This window comes from Nocardioides sp. Root122, assembly GCF_001425025.1.
Classification (GTDB): Bacteria; Actinomycetota; Actinomycetes; order Propionibacteriales; family Nocardioidaceae; genus Nocardioides.
Window position 1 is genome coordinate 346,077 of sequence record NZ_LMDE01000009.1, and the last position, 17,730, is coordinate 363,806.

The window sequence follows — 17,730 nt, forward strand, 5'->3', positions numbered from 1 at the left end:
TTTGAGGCGTGTCCACAAGTGCGCTATCGTGGATCTTTGCGCCTGCCCTCAGATGCCCGACGCCCTCCGGACGGCTGTCGTGGTGGTCGGCTGGCGCCGATCACTTGCTCATCTGTGAGGACACCTCTTGGCCGCGCGCAGCTCTGCTGGTAACCACCGCCGTACCTCTTTTGCAAAGATCACCGAACCCCTCGAGGTTCCCCCGCTCATCTCGCTCCAGACCAGCAGCTTCGACTGGCTGGTCGGCGGAGAGCGGTGGGAGACCGAGGTGGCTGCCCGCAGGGCAAACGGTGAGGACGTCTCCGAGAAGACCGGTCTGCAGGAGATCTTCGAGGAGATCTCCCCGATCGAGGACTTCTCCGAGACGATGATGCTCTCCTTCGACAACCCCGTCTTCCTCGACGAGAAGTACACCGAGGAGGAGTGCAAGGAGAAGGACTTCACCTACTCCCGGCCCCTCTACGTCTCGGCCGAGTTCATGAACCACGAGACCGGCGAGATCAAGGGCCAGACGGTCTTCATGGGCGACTTCCCCATGATGACCAAGAAGGGCACCTTCATCATCAACGGCACGGAGCGGGTCGTCGTGTCCCAGCTCGTCCGTTCGCCCGGCGTCTACTTCGAGTCCACGCCCGACAAGACGTCCGACAAGGACATCTTCACCGCCAAGCTCATCCCGAGCCGTGGCGCGTGGCTGGAGTTCGAGATCGACAAGCGCGACCTGGTCGGCGTCCGTCTCGACCGCAAGCGCAAGCAGAACGTCACCGTGCTGCTCAAGGCCCTCGGCTGGACCACTGACCAGATCCGCGAGGAGTTCGGTCAGTACGAGTCCATGATGCTGACGCTCGAGAAGGACAGCGTCCGCTACGAGGTCGTCCACGAGGAGCTGCAGAAGAAGGCGCGGGGCGAGGCCCCGACCGCCGAGCAGGTCAACGACGAGGTCACCCGTCTCGCGCTGCTCGACATCTACCGCAAGCTCCGCCCGGGCGAGCCGCCGACGGCCGAGGCCGCGCAGACGCTGCTGAACAACTACTACTTCAACCCCAAGCGCTACGACCTGGCGAAGGTCGGCCGCTACAAGATCAACAAGAAGCTCGGCCTGCACGAGGCCTTCGACCAGCAGACGCTGACCATCGACGACGTCGTGGCCGCGATCCGCTACGTCGTGCAGCTCCACGCTGCCGGCACGCAGGTCGAGGCTCCCGACCTGGTCGACGCCGAGGGCAACGTCGTCGAGGGCCCCGACGGTGCTCCCGTCAAGGTCCAGGCCGACGACATCGACCACTTCGGCAACCGCCGCATGCGCACCGTGGGCGAGCTCATCCAGAACCAGCTCCGCACGGGCCTGGCCCGCATGGAGCGCGTGGTCCGCGAGCGGATGACGACCCAGGACGTCGAGGCCATCACGCCGCAGTCCCTGATCAACATCCGTCCCGTCGTGGCGGCGCTGAAGGAGTTCTTCGGCACCTCGCAGCTCTCGCAGTTCATGGACCAGACCAACCCGATCGCGGGCCTGACGCACAAGCGTCGCCTGTCCGCGCTCGGTCCCGGTGGTCTGTCCCGTGACCGCGCCGGCATGGAGGTCCGTGACGTCCACCCGTCGCACTACGGCCGCATGTGCCCGATCGAGACGCCCGAAGGCCCCAACATCGGCCTGATCGGCTCGCTCGCCTCCTACGGGCGGATCAACCCGTTCGGCTTCGTCGAGACCCCCTACCGCCGCGTGGTCAAGGGTGTCGTCACCGACGAGATCGACTACCTCACGGCCGACGACGAGGACCGCTACGTCATCGCCCAGGCCAACGCGCCGCTCGACGCGAAGATGAAGTTCGTCGAGGACCGCGTGCTGGTGCGCCAGCAGAAGGGTGAGGTCGACGCGATCCTGGCCGAGGAGGTCGACTACATGGACGTCTCGCCGCGCCAGATGGTGTCGGTCGCGACGGCCCTGATCCCCTTCCTCGAGCACGACGACGCCAACCGCGCGCTCATGGGCGCCAACATGCAGCGCCAGGCCGTGCCGCTGATCACCAGCGACAGCCCGCTGGTCGGCACCGGCATGGAGTACCGCGCCGCCGTCGACGCCGGTGACGTGGTCGTCGCCGACAACGCCGGTGTGGTCAAGGAGGTGTCCGCCGACGCCATCGAGACGATGAACGACGACGGCACCTACCAGACCTACAAGCTGGCCAAGTTCCGTCGCTCCAACCAGGGCACCTGCATCAACCAGCGTCCGCTGGTCAAGGCCGGCGACCGCCTCGAGGTCGGCACGCCGATCGCCGACGGTCCCTGCACCGACGACGCCGAGATGGCGCTGGGCACCAACCTGCTCGTCGCCTTCATGCCCTGGCAGGGTCACAACTACGAGGACGCGATCATCCTCAGCCAGCGCCTGGTGCAGGAGGACGTCCTCACCTCGATCCACATCGAGGAGCACGAGGTCGACGCCCGCGACACCAAGCTCGGCCCCGAGGAGATCACCCGGGACATCCCGAACATCTCCGAGGAGGGCCTGGCCGACCTCGACGAGCGCGGCATCATCCGCATCGGCGCCGAGGTCACCACGGGTGACATCCTCGTCGGCAAGGTCACGCCCAAGGGCGAGACCGAGCTCACCCCCGAGGAGCGCCTGCTCCGCGCGATCTTCGGTGAGAAGGCGCGCGAGGTGCGCGACACCTCGATGAAGGTGCCCCACGGTGAGTCCGGCACGGTCATCGGCGTGCGCGTCTTCGACCGCGAGGACGGCGACGACCTGCCCCCGGGCGTCAACCAGCTCGTCCGCGTCTACGTCGCCCAGAAGCGCAAGATCTCGGTCGGCGACAAGCTGGCCGGCCGTCACGGCAACAAGGGCGTCATCGCCAAGATCCTGCCCGTCGAGGACATGCCGTTCATGGAGGACGGCACGCCGGTCGACGTCGTGCTCAACCCTCTGGGTGTGCCGCGTCGTATGAACATCGGCCAGATCCTCGAGCTCCACCTGGGCTGGCTCGCCAAGCAGGGCTGGGACCTCAACCTGTCCGGCCAGAAGGGCGACGCCGACTGGAAGCAGCGGCTCATCGCCATCGGCGCCGACCAGGCCGACCCGAACACCAAGGTCGCGACCCCGGTCTTCGACGGTGCCCGCGAGGACGAGATCACCGGCCTGCTGGGCAGCACCCTGCCCAACCGTGACGGTGAGCGGATGGTCAAGGAGGACGGCAAGGCCAGCCTCTTCGACGGTCGCTCGGGTGAGCCGTTCCCGGAGCCGGTGGCTGTGGGCTACATGTACATCCTCAAGCTGCACCACCTCGTCGACGACAAGATCCACGCTCGCTCGACCGGCCCCTACTCGATGATCACGCAGCAGCCCCTGGGCGGCAAGGCCCAGTTCGGTGGCCAGCGGTTCGGCGAGATGGAGGTCTGGGCGATGGAGGCCTACGGCGCTGCCTACGCCCTCCAGGAGCTGCTCACGATCAAGTCCGACGACGTGCCGGGCCGCGTGAAGGTCTACGAGGCGATCGTCAAGGGCGAGAACATCCCCGACTCGGGCATCCCGGAGTCGTTCAAGGTGCTCGTCAAGGAGATGCAGTCGCTCTGCCTGAACGTGGAGGTGCTGTCGCAGGACGGTAGTGCCATCTCGCTCAAGGACGCCGAGGAAGACGTCTTCCGCGCGGCCGAGGAGCTCGGCATCGACCTGTCGCGGCGCGAGCCGAGCAGCGTCGAAGAAGTCTGAGGTCGAGTCCCGGGCGGCCCGCCGCCGCCCGGGACCCCTCAGTCACCAGCCACCTGACTCAAACAGCAACCAAAGGAACACACCTTGCTGGACGTGAACTTCTTCGAGCAGATCCAGATCGGCCTGGCCACCGCGGACGACATCCGCGCGTGGAGCCACGGCGAGGTCAAGAAGCCGGAGACCATCAACTACCGCACGCTCAAGCCCGAGCGTGACGGCCTCTTCTGCGAGAAGATCTTCGGTCCCACCCGGGACTGGGAGTGCTACTGCGGCAAGTACAAGCGCGTGCGCTTCAAGGGCATCATCTGCGAGCGCTGCGGCGTCGAGGTGACCCGCTCCAAGGTGCGCCGTGAGCGCATGGGCCACATCGAGCTCGCGGCTCCCGTGACCCACATCTGGTACTTCAAGGGCGTGCCGTCGCGCCTGGGCTACCTGCTCGACCTGGCGCCGAAGGACCTCGAGAAGGTCATCTACTTCGCCGCCTACATGATCACCTCGGTCGACGAGGACGCCCGGCACCGTGACCTGGAGTCCCTCGAGAACAAGGTCGGCCTGGAGCGCGAGCGCCTCGAGAAGCGTCGCGACACCTCCGTCGAGGACCGCGCCAAGAAGCTCGAGGACGACCTGGCCACCCTCGAGGCCGAGGGCGCCAAGGCCGACGCCAAGCGCAAGGTGCGCGACGGTGCCGACCGCGAGATGAACCAGCTCCGTGACCGCGCCAACCGCGAGATCGCGCGGCTGGAGGAGGTCTGGGACACGTTCAAGAACCTCAAGGTGCAGGACCTGCTCGGCGACGAGCTCCTCTACCGCGAGATGAAGACGTGGTTCGGCAAGTACTTCGAGGGCCACATGGGCGCGACCGCCATCCAGCGGCGCCTCCAGGACTTCGACATCGAGGCCGAGGTCGAGTCGCTGCGCGACACGATCGCCAACGGCAAGGGCCAGCGCAAGGTCCGTGCCCTCAAGCGCCTCAAGGTCGTCGACGCCTTCCGCAAGACCGGCAACCAGCCCATCGGCATGGTGCTCGACGCCGTCCCGGTGATCCCGCCGGACCTGCGTCCGATGGTCCAGCTCGACGGTGGCCGCTTCGCCACCTCCGACCTGAACGACCTCTACCGCCGCGTCATCAACCGCAACAACCGCCTCAAGCGACTGCTCGACCTCGGTGCTCCCGAGATCATCGTCAACAACGAGAAGCGGATGCTGCAGGAGGCCGTCGACAGCCTCTTCGACAACGGCCGTCGTGGCCGTCCGGTCACCGGCCCGGGCAACCGCCCGCTGAAGTCGCTCTCCGACATGCTCAAGGGCAAGCAGGGTCGCTTCCGCCAGAACCTCCTCGGCAAGCGCGTGGACTACTCCGGCCGTTCGGTCATCGTGTCCGGCCCGCAGCTCAAGCTGCACCAGTGCGGTCTGCCCAAGCAGATGGCCCTGGAGCTGTTCAAGCCGTTCGTGATGAAGCGCCTCGTCGACCTGTCGCACGCGCAGAACATCAAGTCCGCCAAGCGGATGGTCGAGCGTGCGCGCCCGGTCGTGTGGGACGTCCTCGAAGAGGTCATCACCGAGCACCCCGTGCTGCTCAACCGTGCACCCACCCTGCACCGCCTCGGCATCCAGGCCTTCGAGCCGCAGCTGATCGAGGGCAAGGCCATCCAGATCCACCCGCTCGTCTGCGGCGCGTTCAACGCCGACTTCGACGGTGACCAGATGGCCGTGCACCTCCCGCTGTCCGCGGAGGCGCAGGCCGAGGCCCGCATCCTGATGCTGTCGACCAACAACATCCTCAAGCCGTCGGACGGCCGTCCGGTGACCATGCCCTCGCAGGACATGATCATCGGCCTGTTCTGGCTCACCAGCGACCGTGACGGCGAGGTCGGCGAGGGCCGGGTGTTCTCGTCGCCGGCCGAGGCGATCATGGCCTACGACCGTGGCGAGATCGGCCTGCAGAGCAAGATCAGGATCCGTCTGAACGACATCGTGCCCCCGCTCGACCTCGAGCTCGGCGCCGACTGGGAGGACCGGACCGCGATCCTGCTCGAGACCACCCTGGGTCGGGTCTACTTCAACGACACGCTCCCGGCGGACTACCCGTTCGTCAACGAGGAGGTCGGCAAGAAGCGCCTCGGCGCCATCGTCAACGACCTCGCCGAGCGCTACACCAAGGTGCAGGTCGCTGCCTCGCTCGACGCCCTCAAGGACGCCGGCTTCCACTGGGCCACGCGCTCGGGTGTGACCGTCTCGATCGACGACGTCACCACGCCCGACAGCAAGGCCGAGATCCTGGGCCGCTACGAGGCGCAGGCCGAGAAGGTCCAGAAGAACTACGAGCGCGGTGTGATGACCGACGACGAGCGTCGTCAGGAGCTCATCGAGCTGTGGACCCAGGCTGCTGCCGAGGTCGGTCGTGCGATGGAGACCAACTTCGACCGCAAGAACCCGATCTACATGATGGTCGACTCGGGTGCCTCCGGAAACATGAACCAGATCCGGCAGGTCGCGGCCATGCGTGGTCTGGTGGCCAACCCGAAGGGCGAGATCATCCCGCGCCCGATCAAGGCCAACTTCCGCGAGGGCCTCTCGGTGCTCGAGTACTTCATCTCGACCCACGGCGCCCGCAAGGGTCTGGCCGACACCGCGCTCCGCACCGCCGACTCGGGCTACCTGACCCGTCGTCTGGTGGACGTGTCGCAGGACGTCATCATCCGTGAGGACGACTGCGGCACCGAGCGTGGACTGCCCAAGCGCATCGACGACGAGCACGTGGAGACCTCGGCCTACGCCCGGGCCTCCGCCGTCGAGATCACCCACCCGGAGACCGGCGAGGTCCTCGCCGCCGCCGGTGAGGACCTGGGCGACGTGAAGATCGGTGAGCTCGTCGCGGCCGGCATCAGCGAGGTCAAGGTCCGCTCGGTCCTGACCTGCGACGCCCGCACCGGCACCTGCGCCAAGTGCTACGGCCGCTCGCTGGCCACCGGCCAGCTGGTCGACATCGGTGAGGCGGTCGGCATCATCGCCGCCCAGTCCATCGGTGAGCCCGGCACGCAGCTGACCATGCGTACCTTCCACACCGGTGGTGTGGCCTCCGCGGACGACATCACGCAGGGTCTGCCCCGTGTGGTCGAGCTCTTCGAGGCCCGCTCGCCCAAGGGTCGTACGCCGATCTCGGAGTCCGCCGGTCGCGTCAAGATCGAGGAGACCGACAAGGCCCGCGTCGTCGTGGTCACCCCCGACGACGGCTCCGAGCCCCAGGAGATCCCGGTCTCGAAGCGCTCGCGCCTCAACGTCGAGGACGGCCAGCACATCGAGGTGGGTCACCACATCACGTCCGGTACGCCCGACCCGCAGGACGTCCTGCGCATCCTGGGTGTCCGCAAGGCCCAGGAGCACCTCGTGGACGAGGTCCAGGAGGTCTACCGGTCCCAGGGCGTGTCGATCCACGACAAGCACATCGAGATCATCATCCGGCAGATGCTGCGCCGGGTGACGGTCATCGAGTCCGGTGACACCAACCTGCTCCCGTCCGACCTGGTCGACCGGGTGCGGTTCGAGGAGGAGAACCGTCGCGTGGTCTCCGAGGGCGGCAAGCCGGCCTCGGGTCGCCCGGTCCTCATGGGCATCACCAAGGCCTCGCTCGCGACCGAGTCGTGGCTCTCGGCGGCCTCCTTCCAGGAGACCACCCGGGTGCTCACCGACGCCGCGATCAACGGCCGCTCCGACAGCCTCCGTGGCCTGAAGGAGAACGTGATCATCGGAAAGCTCATCCCGGCCGGCACCGGCCTGGAGCGCTACCGCAACATCCGCGTGGAGCCCACCGAGGAGGCGCGTGCCGCTGCCTACTCGGTGACCGGCTACGACGCCTACGACTACGACTTCGGTCCGTCGTCGCAGGCCGTCGCGCTGGACGACTTCGACTTTGGTTCCTACCAGAACTGAGCGTCTCGAAACCCATCCGCGTACGTAGCAACGCCGACCCCGGTCTCCCACGAGGAGGCCGGGGTCCGGCGCATTTCAGGACGAGACGCACACTGGCGTCATGGTCCGATCGATGTGGCACCGCACCTTCTGGTCCCTGGTGGCGTTGTGCGGCGTGCTGCTGGTCGCCTCCTTCCACGAGCACGGCGTCCAGGCCGCCCCGGCCGGCCCCGACGCGGGCACCGCCGCGAGCAGCATCGCCGCGAGCAGCAGCGAGACGTCCAGCGTCGCCGAGTGCGGCGCCGCCGACCTGCACGCCAGCTTCCGAGCGCGCGACGCGGGCGCGGGGCACCGGTTCGGCGTGAGCAGGCTGCGCAACACCAGCGACCGCACGTGCGTCGTGCAGGGGTGGGGCGGCCTGTCCTACGTCGGCGGTGGCGACGGCACCCAGGTCGGTGCCGCGGCCGACCGTGACGGTGCCCCGGGGCGCCGCGTGGTGCTCGAGCCCGGGGACCGTGCCGTGAGCGCAGTGTCGGAGACCGCGGCCGCGAACTACCCGCGCGCCCGGTGCCGGCCGGCACCGGTCGACGGCTTCCGGGTCTTCGCGCCGGACTCCACTCGCTCCGAGCTCGTCGCCCACCGCACGACCGGGTGCCGCAACCCGTCGGTGCACCTGCTCTCGCACCGGGCGTACCGAGGCTGAGCGCCGCGCGTCGCGTCCCCATGTCGAGACGCGCGCAACTTTTGATTGACGAACAGTCAAAAGTGCCTCTAACTTCGAACCGATGTGAGGGCGATCACGCGCCCGCGCCCGACGGAGAGGTGTTCTCGGATGTGCTTCGGACATGACGGCGAGGCGGCGCTCGAGCGCTCGCTCGACCAGTTGGGCGCCAGCAGGCGCGGACTGCTGCGCGGAGCGGCGGGTGTCGCTGCCGGCGCCACCGCCCTCGGTGCGCTGGGTGCAGCCCCCGCGTCGGCGCACGGCGACAAGGCGCACGGCGGGCACGGCCACGGGCACGGGCGGACCCGGCAGGTGCCGCACGACCGGCTCAGCATCCAGCTCTACACCCTGCGCTCAGCGGCGCAGGCGCCGAGTCCGACCGCTCCGGCAGCCATCGGCTACGAGGCCATGCTGGAGGCGGTCGCCCGCTACGGCTACGAGCGGGTCGAGCTGGCCGGCCTCTACGGCCAGACCGCGGCGAGCATGCGCGCCACGCTCGACGGGCTCGGCGTCCGCGCGTCCTCCAGCCACGACGGGATCAGCGTCGACACCGGGGCGGCGCACACCAAGTTCCAGAACGCGGTGACGCTCGGCCAGGAGTACGTCAACGTCCCCTACCTCAACTCCGCCAGCCTCGCCGACTGGCAGCGGTGGGCCGACCAGATGAACGCCGAGGCGGCGATCGCGAAGCGCTACGGGCTGAAGTACGGCTACCACAACCACGCGCACGAGTTCACGATCGACCTCGGCGGCGGCCTCACCCCGTGGGAGGTCTTCATGGAGCGCCTCGACCGCCGGCTCGTGCACCTCGAGGTCGACCTCTACTGGGCGTTCACCGCAGGCGTGAACACCGGGCACACGACGGCCGAGTCGGCGCTCCAGTTCGCCAAGGACGTGGTGAACGAGGCCCCGCTGAAGGTGCGCCAGTACCACGTCAAGGACCGCACCAGCATGGGCACGGCCCCGGCGGAGGCAGACATGTGCGACCTCGGTGTCGGCGTCATCGACTTCGCCGAGCTCTTCGACAACCACCAGGTCGAGGAGTACATCGTCGAGAACGACACCCCGGACAACGCTGCGGCGCCCCTGCTGACGGCGGCGGTGGGGCACCTCTACCTGGAGCACCTGGAGTTCTGAGAAGGGGAGGGGGTCTGAGAGAATCTGCCCGTGACGACCCCCTCCTCGCGCCCGACCTCGACCGACGTGCTCGTCGTCGGGGCCGGCCCGGCCGGCTCCGCCGCAGCGGCCTGGGCGGCGCGGGCCGGCCTCGACGTCGTGCTCGCTGACGCCGCGACCTTCCCCCGCGACAAGACCTGCGGCGACGGGCTGACGCCCCGGGCAATCGGCGAGATGAAGAAGCTCGGCCTCGAGGACTGGCTGCGGGCCCACACCGTCAACGAGGGCCTGCGCGCCCACGGCTTCGGCCAGACCCTCCTCCTGCCGTGGCCCGGTGGCTCCCTGCCCGACTGGGGCTCCGCCGTGGCTCGCACCGAGCTCGACGACCACCTGCGCACGGTGGCCATCAAGAGCGGCGCCCTCGCGATCGACGGCGCCCGCGCGGTCGGCGTACGCCGGGAGGGGGAGCGGGTCGCTGCGGTCGCGCTCAAGGACGCCGACGGCACCTATGAGATCGCCTGCCGGTGGCTCGTGGTCGCCGACGGGGTCCGCTCGCCGCTGGGCAAGCTGCTGGGTCGCGAGTGGCACCGCGACACCGTCTACGCCGTGGCGGGTCGCTCCTACGTCGACTCGGAGATGAGCGACGACCCGTGGATCAGCTCCCACCTCGAGCTGCGCGACGAGCAGGGCGAGCTGGTCCCCGGCTACGGCTGGATCTTCCCGCTCGGCAACGGCTCGGTGAACCTCGGTGCCGGCACGCTGGCGACCAGCAAGCGGCCCACCGAGGTCGCCATCAAGCCGCTGATGCAGACCTATGCCGACACCATCGGCCCGGACTTCGGGATCTCCGGCGAGCTGCGGATGCCGACCTCGGCCCTCCTGCCGATGGGCGGTGCCGTCAGCAACGTCGCCGGGCCCAACTGGGCGCTGATCGGCGACGCCGCCGCGTGCGTCAACCCGCTCAACGGCGAAGGCATCGACTACGGGCTGGAGACCGGCCGGCTGGTCGCCGAGCACATCGCGAGCGGCACCGGCCTCGGCGAGGCGTGGCGCAGCACGCTGGTGGAGCACTACGGCGAGGCGTTCTCGATCGCGCGCCGGCTCGCCGGCATCGCCACGCAGCCCCGGGTCGTCGCCGCCCTCGGTCCGGCCGGCATGCGCTCGGACTGGCTGATGACGCTGGCCCTGCGGTGGATGGGCAACCTGGTCGACGACGCCGACCGCGACCGCGCCGCCCGCGTGTGGCGCTGGGCCGGTCGTCGCTCGATGGCCCGGGACGCCCGCCCGCCCTTCGCGTGAGCGGGCCCGAGCGCACCTACCGCGTCGCGTTGGGCCTCGGTCGCGCCGCGCTCCGCGTCCTCGACCTCCGGCTCACCGGCCACGGCGTCGAGCACGTGCCGACCAGCGGCCCGGTGCTGCTGGCGGCGACCCACGTGTCGTACCCCGACTTCGTCTTCGTGCAGGAGGCCGCTCGTCCGTCGGGTCGCTACGTCCGCTTCATGACCCGGCACGACGTGTGGCAGGTGCCCGGCCTGTCACGCCCGATGACCGCCATGCGCCACGTCCCGGTCGACCGGCAGGCCCCCGCCGGGGCGTACGTCCTGGCGCGCGGGCTGCTGCGCGAGGGCGAGGCGGTCTGCGCCTTCCCCGAGGCCGGGATCTCCTACTCCTACACCGTGCGCTCGTTGATGCGCGGGGTCGCCAGCCTGGCCCGCGAGACCGGGGCGCCGGTCGTGCCGGTGGCGGTGTGGGGTCCCCAGCGGGTGTACTCGGTGGGCCTGCCCGACGCGCGGGGCAAGGGGCCGCGACCGAGCCTGCGACGCGGGCGGCGGGCCGACGTGTCCTTCGGCGCGCCGCTGACGGTCGACGCCGGCGACGACCTCACCGAGTGGACCCGCCACCTCGGTGCGGTCCTCACCGATCAGCTCGAGACGCTGCAGCGGCTGGAGCACCACCGGCCGCGCCCGGGTGAGCACGCGCCGTGGCACCCCGCGCACCTCGGCGGCCACGCGCCGACCCGGGCGCAGGCGGCCCACCTCGACGACGTGCCGAGGTCGGCGATCACGCCGACGTGGGGGCCGTGCTCGCCTTCCGACGCTTCTCGATCCAGCCCAGCGGGTTGGTGAGGGGCTCCAGCGCCCTGCGCACGGGAGGGCTCGCCAGCAGCATCGCCAGCCCGATGGCCCCCAGGACCGTCAGGACCAGGCCCAGGGTCGGGTGGGCCGCGGTGAAGTCCGGCCAGCCGAGCAGCATCGCGGTCTTGATGACGAACCCGTGGAACAGGTAGACGACCATCGTCGCGGTGCCCATCGTGGTGAACCACCCCAGCGAGCGGCGCGGCACCAGCGACATCGCGGCGAAGGCCCCGAGCAGCCCGACCATCATCACGGTGAGCCGGGTCTGCCAGATGATCTCGTTGTCGATCGGGAGGCTGTTGTAGCCGGTGTCGTACCACAGGAGCGCCGTCTCGGCCCACGCGTCGGTGTAGAGCGCCATGACGCCGATGCCCACCAGCGTCGGCACGGCTGCCAGGCGCACCCAGACGTCGTCGAGGTGCTTGAGGTGGCGGGGCTTGAGGTGCAGGCCGAGCACGAAGAACGGCAGCAGGCCCAGGAACCGCGGGATCATCAGGGCTTCGGTGTCCCACAGGCCGCCGGCCAGGCTGACGACCACCGACAGCGGCAGGAACAACCAGTGCCGCTTGAGGATCGGCGTCACCAGGCGCCACATCAGCAGCACGATGAGGTACCACATCGTCCAGTGCGGCTCGATCCACAGCGGGTACTCGACGCCCTCGCCGACGACGAGCTTGCGGTAGTAGAACAGGGCCGGCTCGAAGAGCAGGTAGGGGATCGCGAGGGTGTAGACCAGGCTCTTCATCCGGCGCCGGTCCCACTCGAAGGACTTCGAGAGGTAGCCGCTCACGAACACGAAGGCCGGGATGTGCCACATGTAGATGAAGTCGTAGACCCAGTGGCTGCCCTGGGTCGCCTCCACCAGCCCGATCGCGTGTCCCACCACGACGAGGGTGACCAGCACCATCTTGACGTTGTCGAGCCAGGGATCTCGAGACGCGGGGGACACGGCGCTCACCGTACTTCACTAGGTTGGAGGCATGGGATCCCTGCCGAGACGCCAACGTGTGGGGGCCTACGCCGTGATCCTCCGCGAGCGCGGGGGCCTCGTCGAGGTCCTCCTGAGCCGGCTCGCGCCGCGGGTCTCGCGCACCGAGCTCTGGACCCTGCCGGGTGGCGGCGTCGACCACGGTGAGGACCCGCGGGACGCCCTGATCCGCGAGGTGCACGAGGAGACCGGGCTCGCGGCGACCATCGGCGACCGGGCCCGCGTCTACAGCGCCCACATGCCCCGTGCCCCGCGCGACGGGCAGCTCGTCGACGCCCACGCGATCCGCATCGTCTACGACGGCTGGGTGGCGCCCGAGGCGCCCGAGCCGCAGGTCCTCGAGGTCGACGGGTCCACGATGGAGGCGGCCTGGAAGCCGCTCGCCGACGTCGCCTCCGGTGCGGTGCCGGTCTCCGCGCTGGTGGGCGAGGCGCTGGTGGACCACCAGCCCTTCCGCCTGCAGCGGGTGGCGGCGTACGCGCTGGCCGAGCGTGGGGGACAGGTGCTGCTCACCCGGCTGTCACCGCGGGCAGCGCACCCGGGCCGCTGGACGCTGCCGGGCGGTGGCATCGACCACGGCGAGCGCCCCGCCGTCGCGCTCGCGCGGGAGGTCGAGGAGGAGTGCGGTCTCGCGTGCGAGGTCGGTGAGCTGCTCGACGTCCACGACACCCACTTCTCCGGCACCGCCCCGTCCGGCCGCATCGAGGACTTCCACGGCGTGCACCTGCTCTACCGCGCGACCGTCGCCGACGGCGAGCCGCGCGTCGTCGAGGAGGACGGCACCACCGACGCCGTCGCCTGGGTCGACCTGGCCGACGTGGCGGACGGGACAGTGCCGGTGCTCGACCTGGTCCGCCACGCCCTCGGGCTCGACACGGCGCCCGACCCCCGCGACCACGCGACCAGCGAGAACGGAGACCCCGGTGACTGAGAGCGTCTTCACCTACGCCGCGCCCGGCCTGAAGTTCGGCCGGGGTGCCAGCGGGGAGATCGGCTGGGACGTCCAGCAGCTCTGCCGCGCGACCCCGGGCGGCGAGGCACGTCGCGTCCTGCTCGTCACCGACCCGGGTGTCGCCGCGACCGGGCACCCAGACCGCGTCGCCGGGGCGATGGGCTCGCACGGGCTGGACGTCACGGTCTACGCCGGGGCGCGCGTCGAGCCGACGGACGCGTCCCTGGAGGAGGCGATCGCCCACGCGCGTGACGCCGGGCCGTTCGACGCGATCGTGGCCGTGGGCGGCGGCTCGGCCATGGACACGGCCAAGGCCGTCAACCTGCTGCTGACCAACGACGGCGAGCTGATGGACTACGTCAACGCTCCCGTCGGTGGCGGCCGGGCACCCGAGCAGCCACTGCTGCCGCTCGTCGCGGTGCCGACCACGACCGGCACGGGGGCGGAGTCCACCACGATCTGCGTGCTCGACGTGCTCGCGCTCAAGGTGAAGACAGGCATCTCCCACGCGCGGCTGCGCCCGACCCTGGCCGTCGTCGACCCCGACCTCACGATGACCCAGCCCGCGATGGTCACCGCGTCGTGCGGGATGGACATCCTCTGCCACGCGCTGGAGAGCTGGACCGCACGCTGGTTCGGCGACTTCGCCGCGAAGCAGCCCGAGCAGCGGGTGCCCTACTGCGGCGCCAACCCCATCGCCGACATGTGGGCCGAGAAGTCGCTCTCGCTCCTGGCGGGCTCCTTCCGCTGCGCCGTGCAGGACGGCTTCGACCGCGAGGCCCGCGAGCAGATGGCCCTGGCCGCGACGTTCGCCGGCCTCGGCTTCGGCAATGCGGGCGTCCACGTGCCGCACGCCTGCGCCTACCCCATCGCGGGCCGGGTGCGCGACTACCGCCCCGAGGGCTATCCCGCCGACGAGCCGATCGTGCCGCACGGCATGGCGGTGGTGATGACCGCGCCCGCCGCGTTCGACCTCACCTTCTCCGCCTCGCCCGAGCGCCACCGTCGCGCGGCTGAGCTGCTCGGCGGCGAGGGGCGCCCTCTCCCCGAGGTGCTCCGGGGCCTGATGCGCGACGTCGGCCTCCCCAGCGGCCTCGCGGAGCTGGGCTACGGCTCCGCCGACGTCGACGACCTGGTCGAGGGCGCGCTGAAGCAGCAGCGGCTGCTGGCCACCGCGCCCATCGAGGTCACGGCCGACGACCTCGCGACGGTCTTCCGCGCCTCGCTCGAGCACTGGTGAGGGAGGTCCCGGCCGCCGCGTGGAAGAGGGTGTCCGAGGGCCGTCGTGACAAAATGACCGCATGAATCCTCGCCACCGCCGACTCGTGATCCCGGTGGCGCTGGGGGCACTGATCCTCATCGTCGTCCTCGCCGCGGTCCTGTGAGCGCGGACGCCGCCGCGACCGGGGAGTGGGCGCGGCTGCGGGCCGCGGTCCTCGACGCCGACCACCTCGTGCGCGCCCTGGCCAGCGGCCGGCGCAAGGGGCGGCCTGCGCCGGAGGTCGACGGTCGCGAGGTGCGGCGCGCGGAGGTCCGCGTCGTCGACCTCAAGGCGGGCCGCCACCTGCAGGTGACGACGTACGACGCCACGCAGGCGCACACGGCCAACCACCCGGTCGGTGAGGCGGCGGAGGCCGCGGTCGACGCGCTGCTCGGCCAGCCGTTCGCCAACTGGCACCTCGACACCTCCACCGAGACGCTCCAGGTGCGGGTGACGAAGAAGGGCGTGCCGATGCTGCACGCGTCGGCCCGGTCCGGGGAGGCCGACCTCACGCGCGAGCACGACCGGCCCAAGGACCGGCTGCTGGCCGAGGACCACCCGGTGCTGAAGGCGCTCGGCATCAGCGACGCCCAAGGGCGGGTCAAGCCCAGCCGGCAGGCGAAGTACCGGCAGGTCGAGGAGTTCGTCCGCCTGCTCGACGCCAGCCTGACCGAGGCCATCGCGCAGGGCCACGTGCGCACGCCCACCCCCGATGACCCGCTCCGGGTCGTCGACCTCGGGTGCGGCAACGCCTACCTCACCTTCGCGGCGCACGCCCACCTCAGCGACCGGATGCCGGTGCGGATGACCGGCGTCGACGTCAAGCAGCAGTCGGCCGACCACAACTCGGCCGTCGCCGCGGGTCTGGGCATCGACGCGGACTTCGTGGTCGGCTCGATCGCCGACGCGACGCTCGACCTGCAGCCCGACGTCGTGCTCGCCCTGCACGCCTGCGACACCGCGACCGACGACGCCCTGGCGCGGGCTCTGGGGTGGGACGCCGCACTCGTCCTCGCCGCGCCCTGCTGCCACCACGACATCGCCGCCCAGCTGCGGGCCGCGGAGCCGCCGGCGCCCTACGCCATGCTGGTTCGGGACGGGATCCTGCGCGAGCGCTTCGCCGACACGCTCACCGACGCGCTGCGGGCCACCCTGCTGCGCCGAGAGGGCTACCGCGTGGACGTGGTGGAGTTCGTCGAGAGTGCCCACACCCCGCGCAACACCCTGCTGCGGGCGGTGCGCACGCCGGGCAGCACCGACGCGGCCCGGGGCGCGGCGCGCGAGTACGACGAGCTGCTCGGCACGTGGGGCGTGCACCCCCGGCTGGGCGAGCTGCTGTGAGGCGGCTCGCCGTCGGCGTCGTCGTCGCAGCGCCGTTCCTGCTGGGCGCCGCGGCCGGTGACACGGCCGTGGGCAGCCACCCCGCCTTCCGGTTCACCGATCCGGAGATCGTCGAGTCCAGCGGTCTGGCGGTCTCGGCGGGACTGGTCGTCACCAGCAACGACTCGGGCGACTCCGGGCGCGTGTTCGCCGTCGATCCCGCCACGGGCGCGACCGTCGGGGTGACGTCGTGGGCCGACGACCCGGTGGACGTCGAGGCCCTCGCCCCCACGGGCGACGGGCAGGTGTGGGTCGCCGACACGGGTGACAACCGGCACGAGCGCGACTCCGTCCAGCTGCTCCGCGTGCCGGTCGGCCGGGGCGACCGGGTCGCGAGCCCGCAGGCCTTCGAGCTCGTCTACCCCGACGGACCTCGGGACGCCGAGGCGCTCGTGAGCCATCCCGTCACCGGGCGGCTCTACGTCATCACCAAGGGCGTCTTCGGCGGCACGGTGTACGCCGCTCCGGCGAGGCTGAGCGCGGACCGGCCGAACCTGCTGGAGGAGGTTGGCGACGCCCCGGGCATCGTCACCGACGCGACGTTCCTGCCCGGCGGTGGCGGCGTGGTGATGCGCACCTACTCCCGCGCCCACCTCGCGTCGTTCCCCTCGTGGCAGGGGGTCTCCTCGTGGGACCTCCCTCCGCAGGACCAGGGCGAGGGCGTGGCAGTCTCGGGACGCGACCTGCTGGTGAGCACCGAGGGAGCCCGGTCGCGCGTGCTGGCCGTGCCGCTGCCACCGGAGGCCGGCGCCACCGACCTGCGCTCACCGGCGTGGACGGCGCTGCGCTGGCTGGCGACCGCTCGTGGTCTCCCGCTCTAGGCGAGGGCCGCGTCGAGGGCGGCCTGGACGTGCAGGGTCGTGCACGGGAAGACCGGCAGCTCGACGTCGGCTTGCTTGACGAGCAGCTCGAGCTCGGTGCAGCCGAGGAGCACGCCCCCGGCGCCGGCGTCCCAGAGCTCCTCGATGATCGACACGACCCGGGCACGGGTCCGGGGCAGGACGACGCCGTGGACCAGCTCCTCGTAGATCGCGTCGTTGAGGAAGTCGTGGTGCCGCTCGTCGGGCACGATCACGGACAGACCGTGGTCGGACAGCCGGTCGACGAAGAAGGACTCCGACATCGCGACCTTGGTGCCGACCAGGCCGACCGTCTCCACGCCGGCGGCCTTGACCGCGGCGGCCACGACGTCGGCCAGGTGCAGGACCGGGATGTCCACGGCCTCCTCGACCTGGTCGGCGACCTTGTGGAACGTGGTGGTGCACAGCAGCAGGAAGTCGGCGCCGGCCCGCTCGACGGCACGCGCGGCGTCGGCCAGGAGCACGCCGACCTGGTCCCAGCGCTCGTCGTCCTCGAGGTGGGTCACCTCCGCGAAGTCGACCGTGGTGAGGGCCAGCTTGGGCGAGGAGAGGCCGCCGAGGCGCTCCCGCATCCCGAGGTTGAGGTCGCGGTAGTAGACCGCGCTGCTCTCCCAGCTCATCCCGCCCACGAGTCCGATCGTCTTCACGCGCGGCAGTCTCCCACGTCCGGGCACGTGGCCGCCTCCGTCTCGCCTGCTG

11 protein-coding genes and 1 pseudogene are annotated in these 17,730 nt (G+C 70.6%); 10 read left to right on the forward strand and 2 right to left on the reverse strand.

The features are described from left to right. Window positions 1-157 precede the first annotated feature (157 nt). The 6 genes and pseudogenes from rpoB to ASC64_RS08960 all read left to right on the forward strand — a co-directional run. Window positions 158-3,709, forward strand: a pseudogene (gene rpoB, locus ASC64_RS08935) (DNA-directed RNA polymerase subunit beta); the annotation flags it as partial. Window positions 3,710-3,793: 84 nt separating this feature from the next. Then, entirely contained in the window at window positions 3,794-7,639 is a 3,846-nt protein-coding gene (locus tag ASC64_RS08940) for a DNA-directed RNA polymerase subunit beta' (RefSeq protein ID WP_056907166.1), read from the forward strand. A 100-nt stretch (window positions 7,640-7,739) separates the two neighbouring features. Then, the gene (locus ASC64_RS08945) at window positions 7,740-8,321 is read left to right on the forward strand and encodes a DUF4232 domain-containing protein (protein WP_056907167.1); all 582 of its coding nucleotides are present in this window, start codon (window positions 7,740-7,742) and stop codon (window positions 8,319-8,321) included. Between the two features lie 129 nt (window positions 8,322-8,450). Next, on the forward strand, window positions 8,451-9,476 hold the full coding sequence (locus tag ASC64_RS08950; RefSeq protein WP_056907168.1) for a sugar phosphate isomerase/epimerase family protein: 1,026 nt from the start codon (window positions 8,451-8,453) through the stop codon (window positions 9,474-9,476). A 30-nt stretch (window positions 9,477-9,506) separates the two neighbouring features. After that, entirely contained in the window at window positions 9,507-10,754 is a 1,248-nt protein-coding gene (locus ASC64_RS08955) for a geranylgeranyl reductase family protein (protein WP_056907169.1), read from the forward strand. Further along, on the forward strand, window positions 10,751-11,581 hold the full coding sequence (locus ASC64_RS08960) for a lysophospholipid acyltransferase family protein (RefSeq protein ID WP_162245781.1): 831 nt from the start codon (window positions 10,751-10,753) through the stop codon (window positions 11,579-11,581). Before ASC64_RS08955 ends, ASC64_RS08960 begins: the two co-directional genes overlap by 4 nt. Here the strand turns inward: ASC64_RS08960 and ASC64_RS08965 are convergent. Further along, window positions 11,517-12,539, reverse strand: coding sequence for an acyltransferase family protein (locus tag ASC64_RS08965; RefSeq protein WP_156385100.1), 1,023 nt, complete (start codon window positions 12,537-12,539; stop codon window positions 11,517-11,519). The two genes, ASC64_RS08960 and ASC64_RS08965, sit on opposite strands and share 65 nt — an antisense overlap. Window positions 12,540-12,570: 31 nt before the next feature. On the opposite strand from ASC64_RS08965, the gene ASC64_RS08970 reads away from it, so the two are divergent. The 4 genes from ASC64_RS08970 (at window position 12,571) to ASC64_RS08985 (ending at window position 16,992) form a co-directional block, all read left to right on the forward strand. Next, the gene (locus ASC64_RS08970) at window positions 12,571-13,509 is read left to right on the forward strand and encodes an NUDIX hydrolase (protein ID WP_082550316.1); all 939 of its coding nucleotides are present in this window, start codon (window positions 12,571-12,573) and stop codon (window positions 13,507-13,509) included. After that, complete coding sequence (locus ASC64_RS08975) at window positions 13,502-14,770, forward strand: hydroxyacid-oxoacid transhydrogenase (protein WP_056907172.1); 1,269 nt, start codon at window positions 13,502-13,504, stop codon at window positions 14,768-14,770. The genes ASC64_RS08970 and ASC64_RS08975 overlap by 8 nt, the downstream gene beginning before the upstream one ends. A 141-nt stretch (window positions 14,771-14,911) precedes the next feature. Continuing rightward, window positions 14,912-16,132: a class I SAM-dependent methyltransferase gene (locus ASC64_RS08980; protein WP_056907173.1), complete on the forward strand. Its 1,221-nt coding sequence runs from the start codon at window positions 14,912-14,914 to the stop codon at window positions 16,130-16,132. Next, complete coding sequence (locus tag ASC64_RS08985; protein WP_056907174.1) at window positions 16,129-16,992, forward strand: hypothetical protein; 864 nt, start codon at window positions 16,129-16,131, stop codon at window positions 16,990-16,992. Before ASC64_RS08980 ends, ASC64_RS08985 begins: the two co-directional genes overlap by 4 nt. On the opposite strand, the gene ASC64_RS08990 is transcribed toward ASC64_RS08985, so the two are convergent. After that, window positions 16,989-17,678 carry an aspartate/glutamate racemase family protein gene (locus tag ASC64_RS08990; protein WP_056907175.1) on the reverse strand — a complete coding sequence of 230 codons (690 nt, stop codon included), beginning with the start codon at window positions 17,676-17,678 and terminating at the stop codon, window positions 16,989-16,991. The genes ASC64_RS08985 and ASC64_RS08990 overlap by 4 nt on opposite strands. Window positions 17,679-17,730 lie beyond the last annotated feature (52 nt).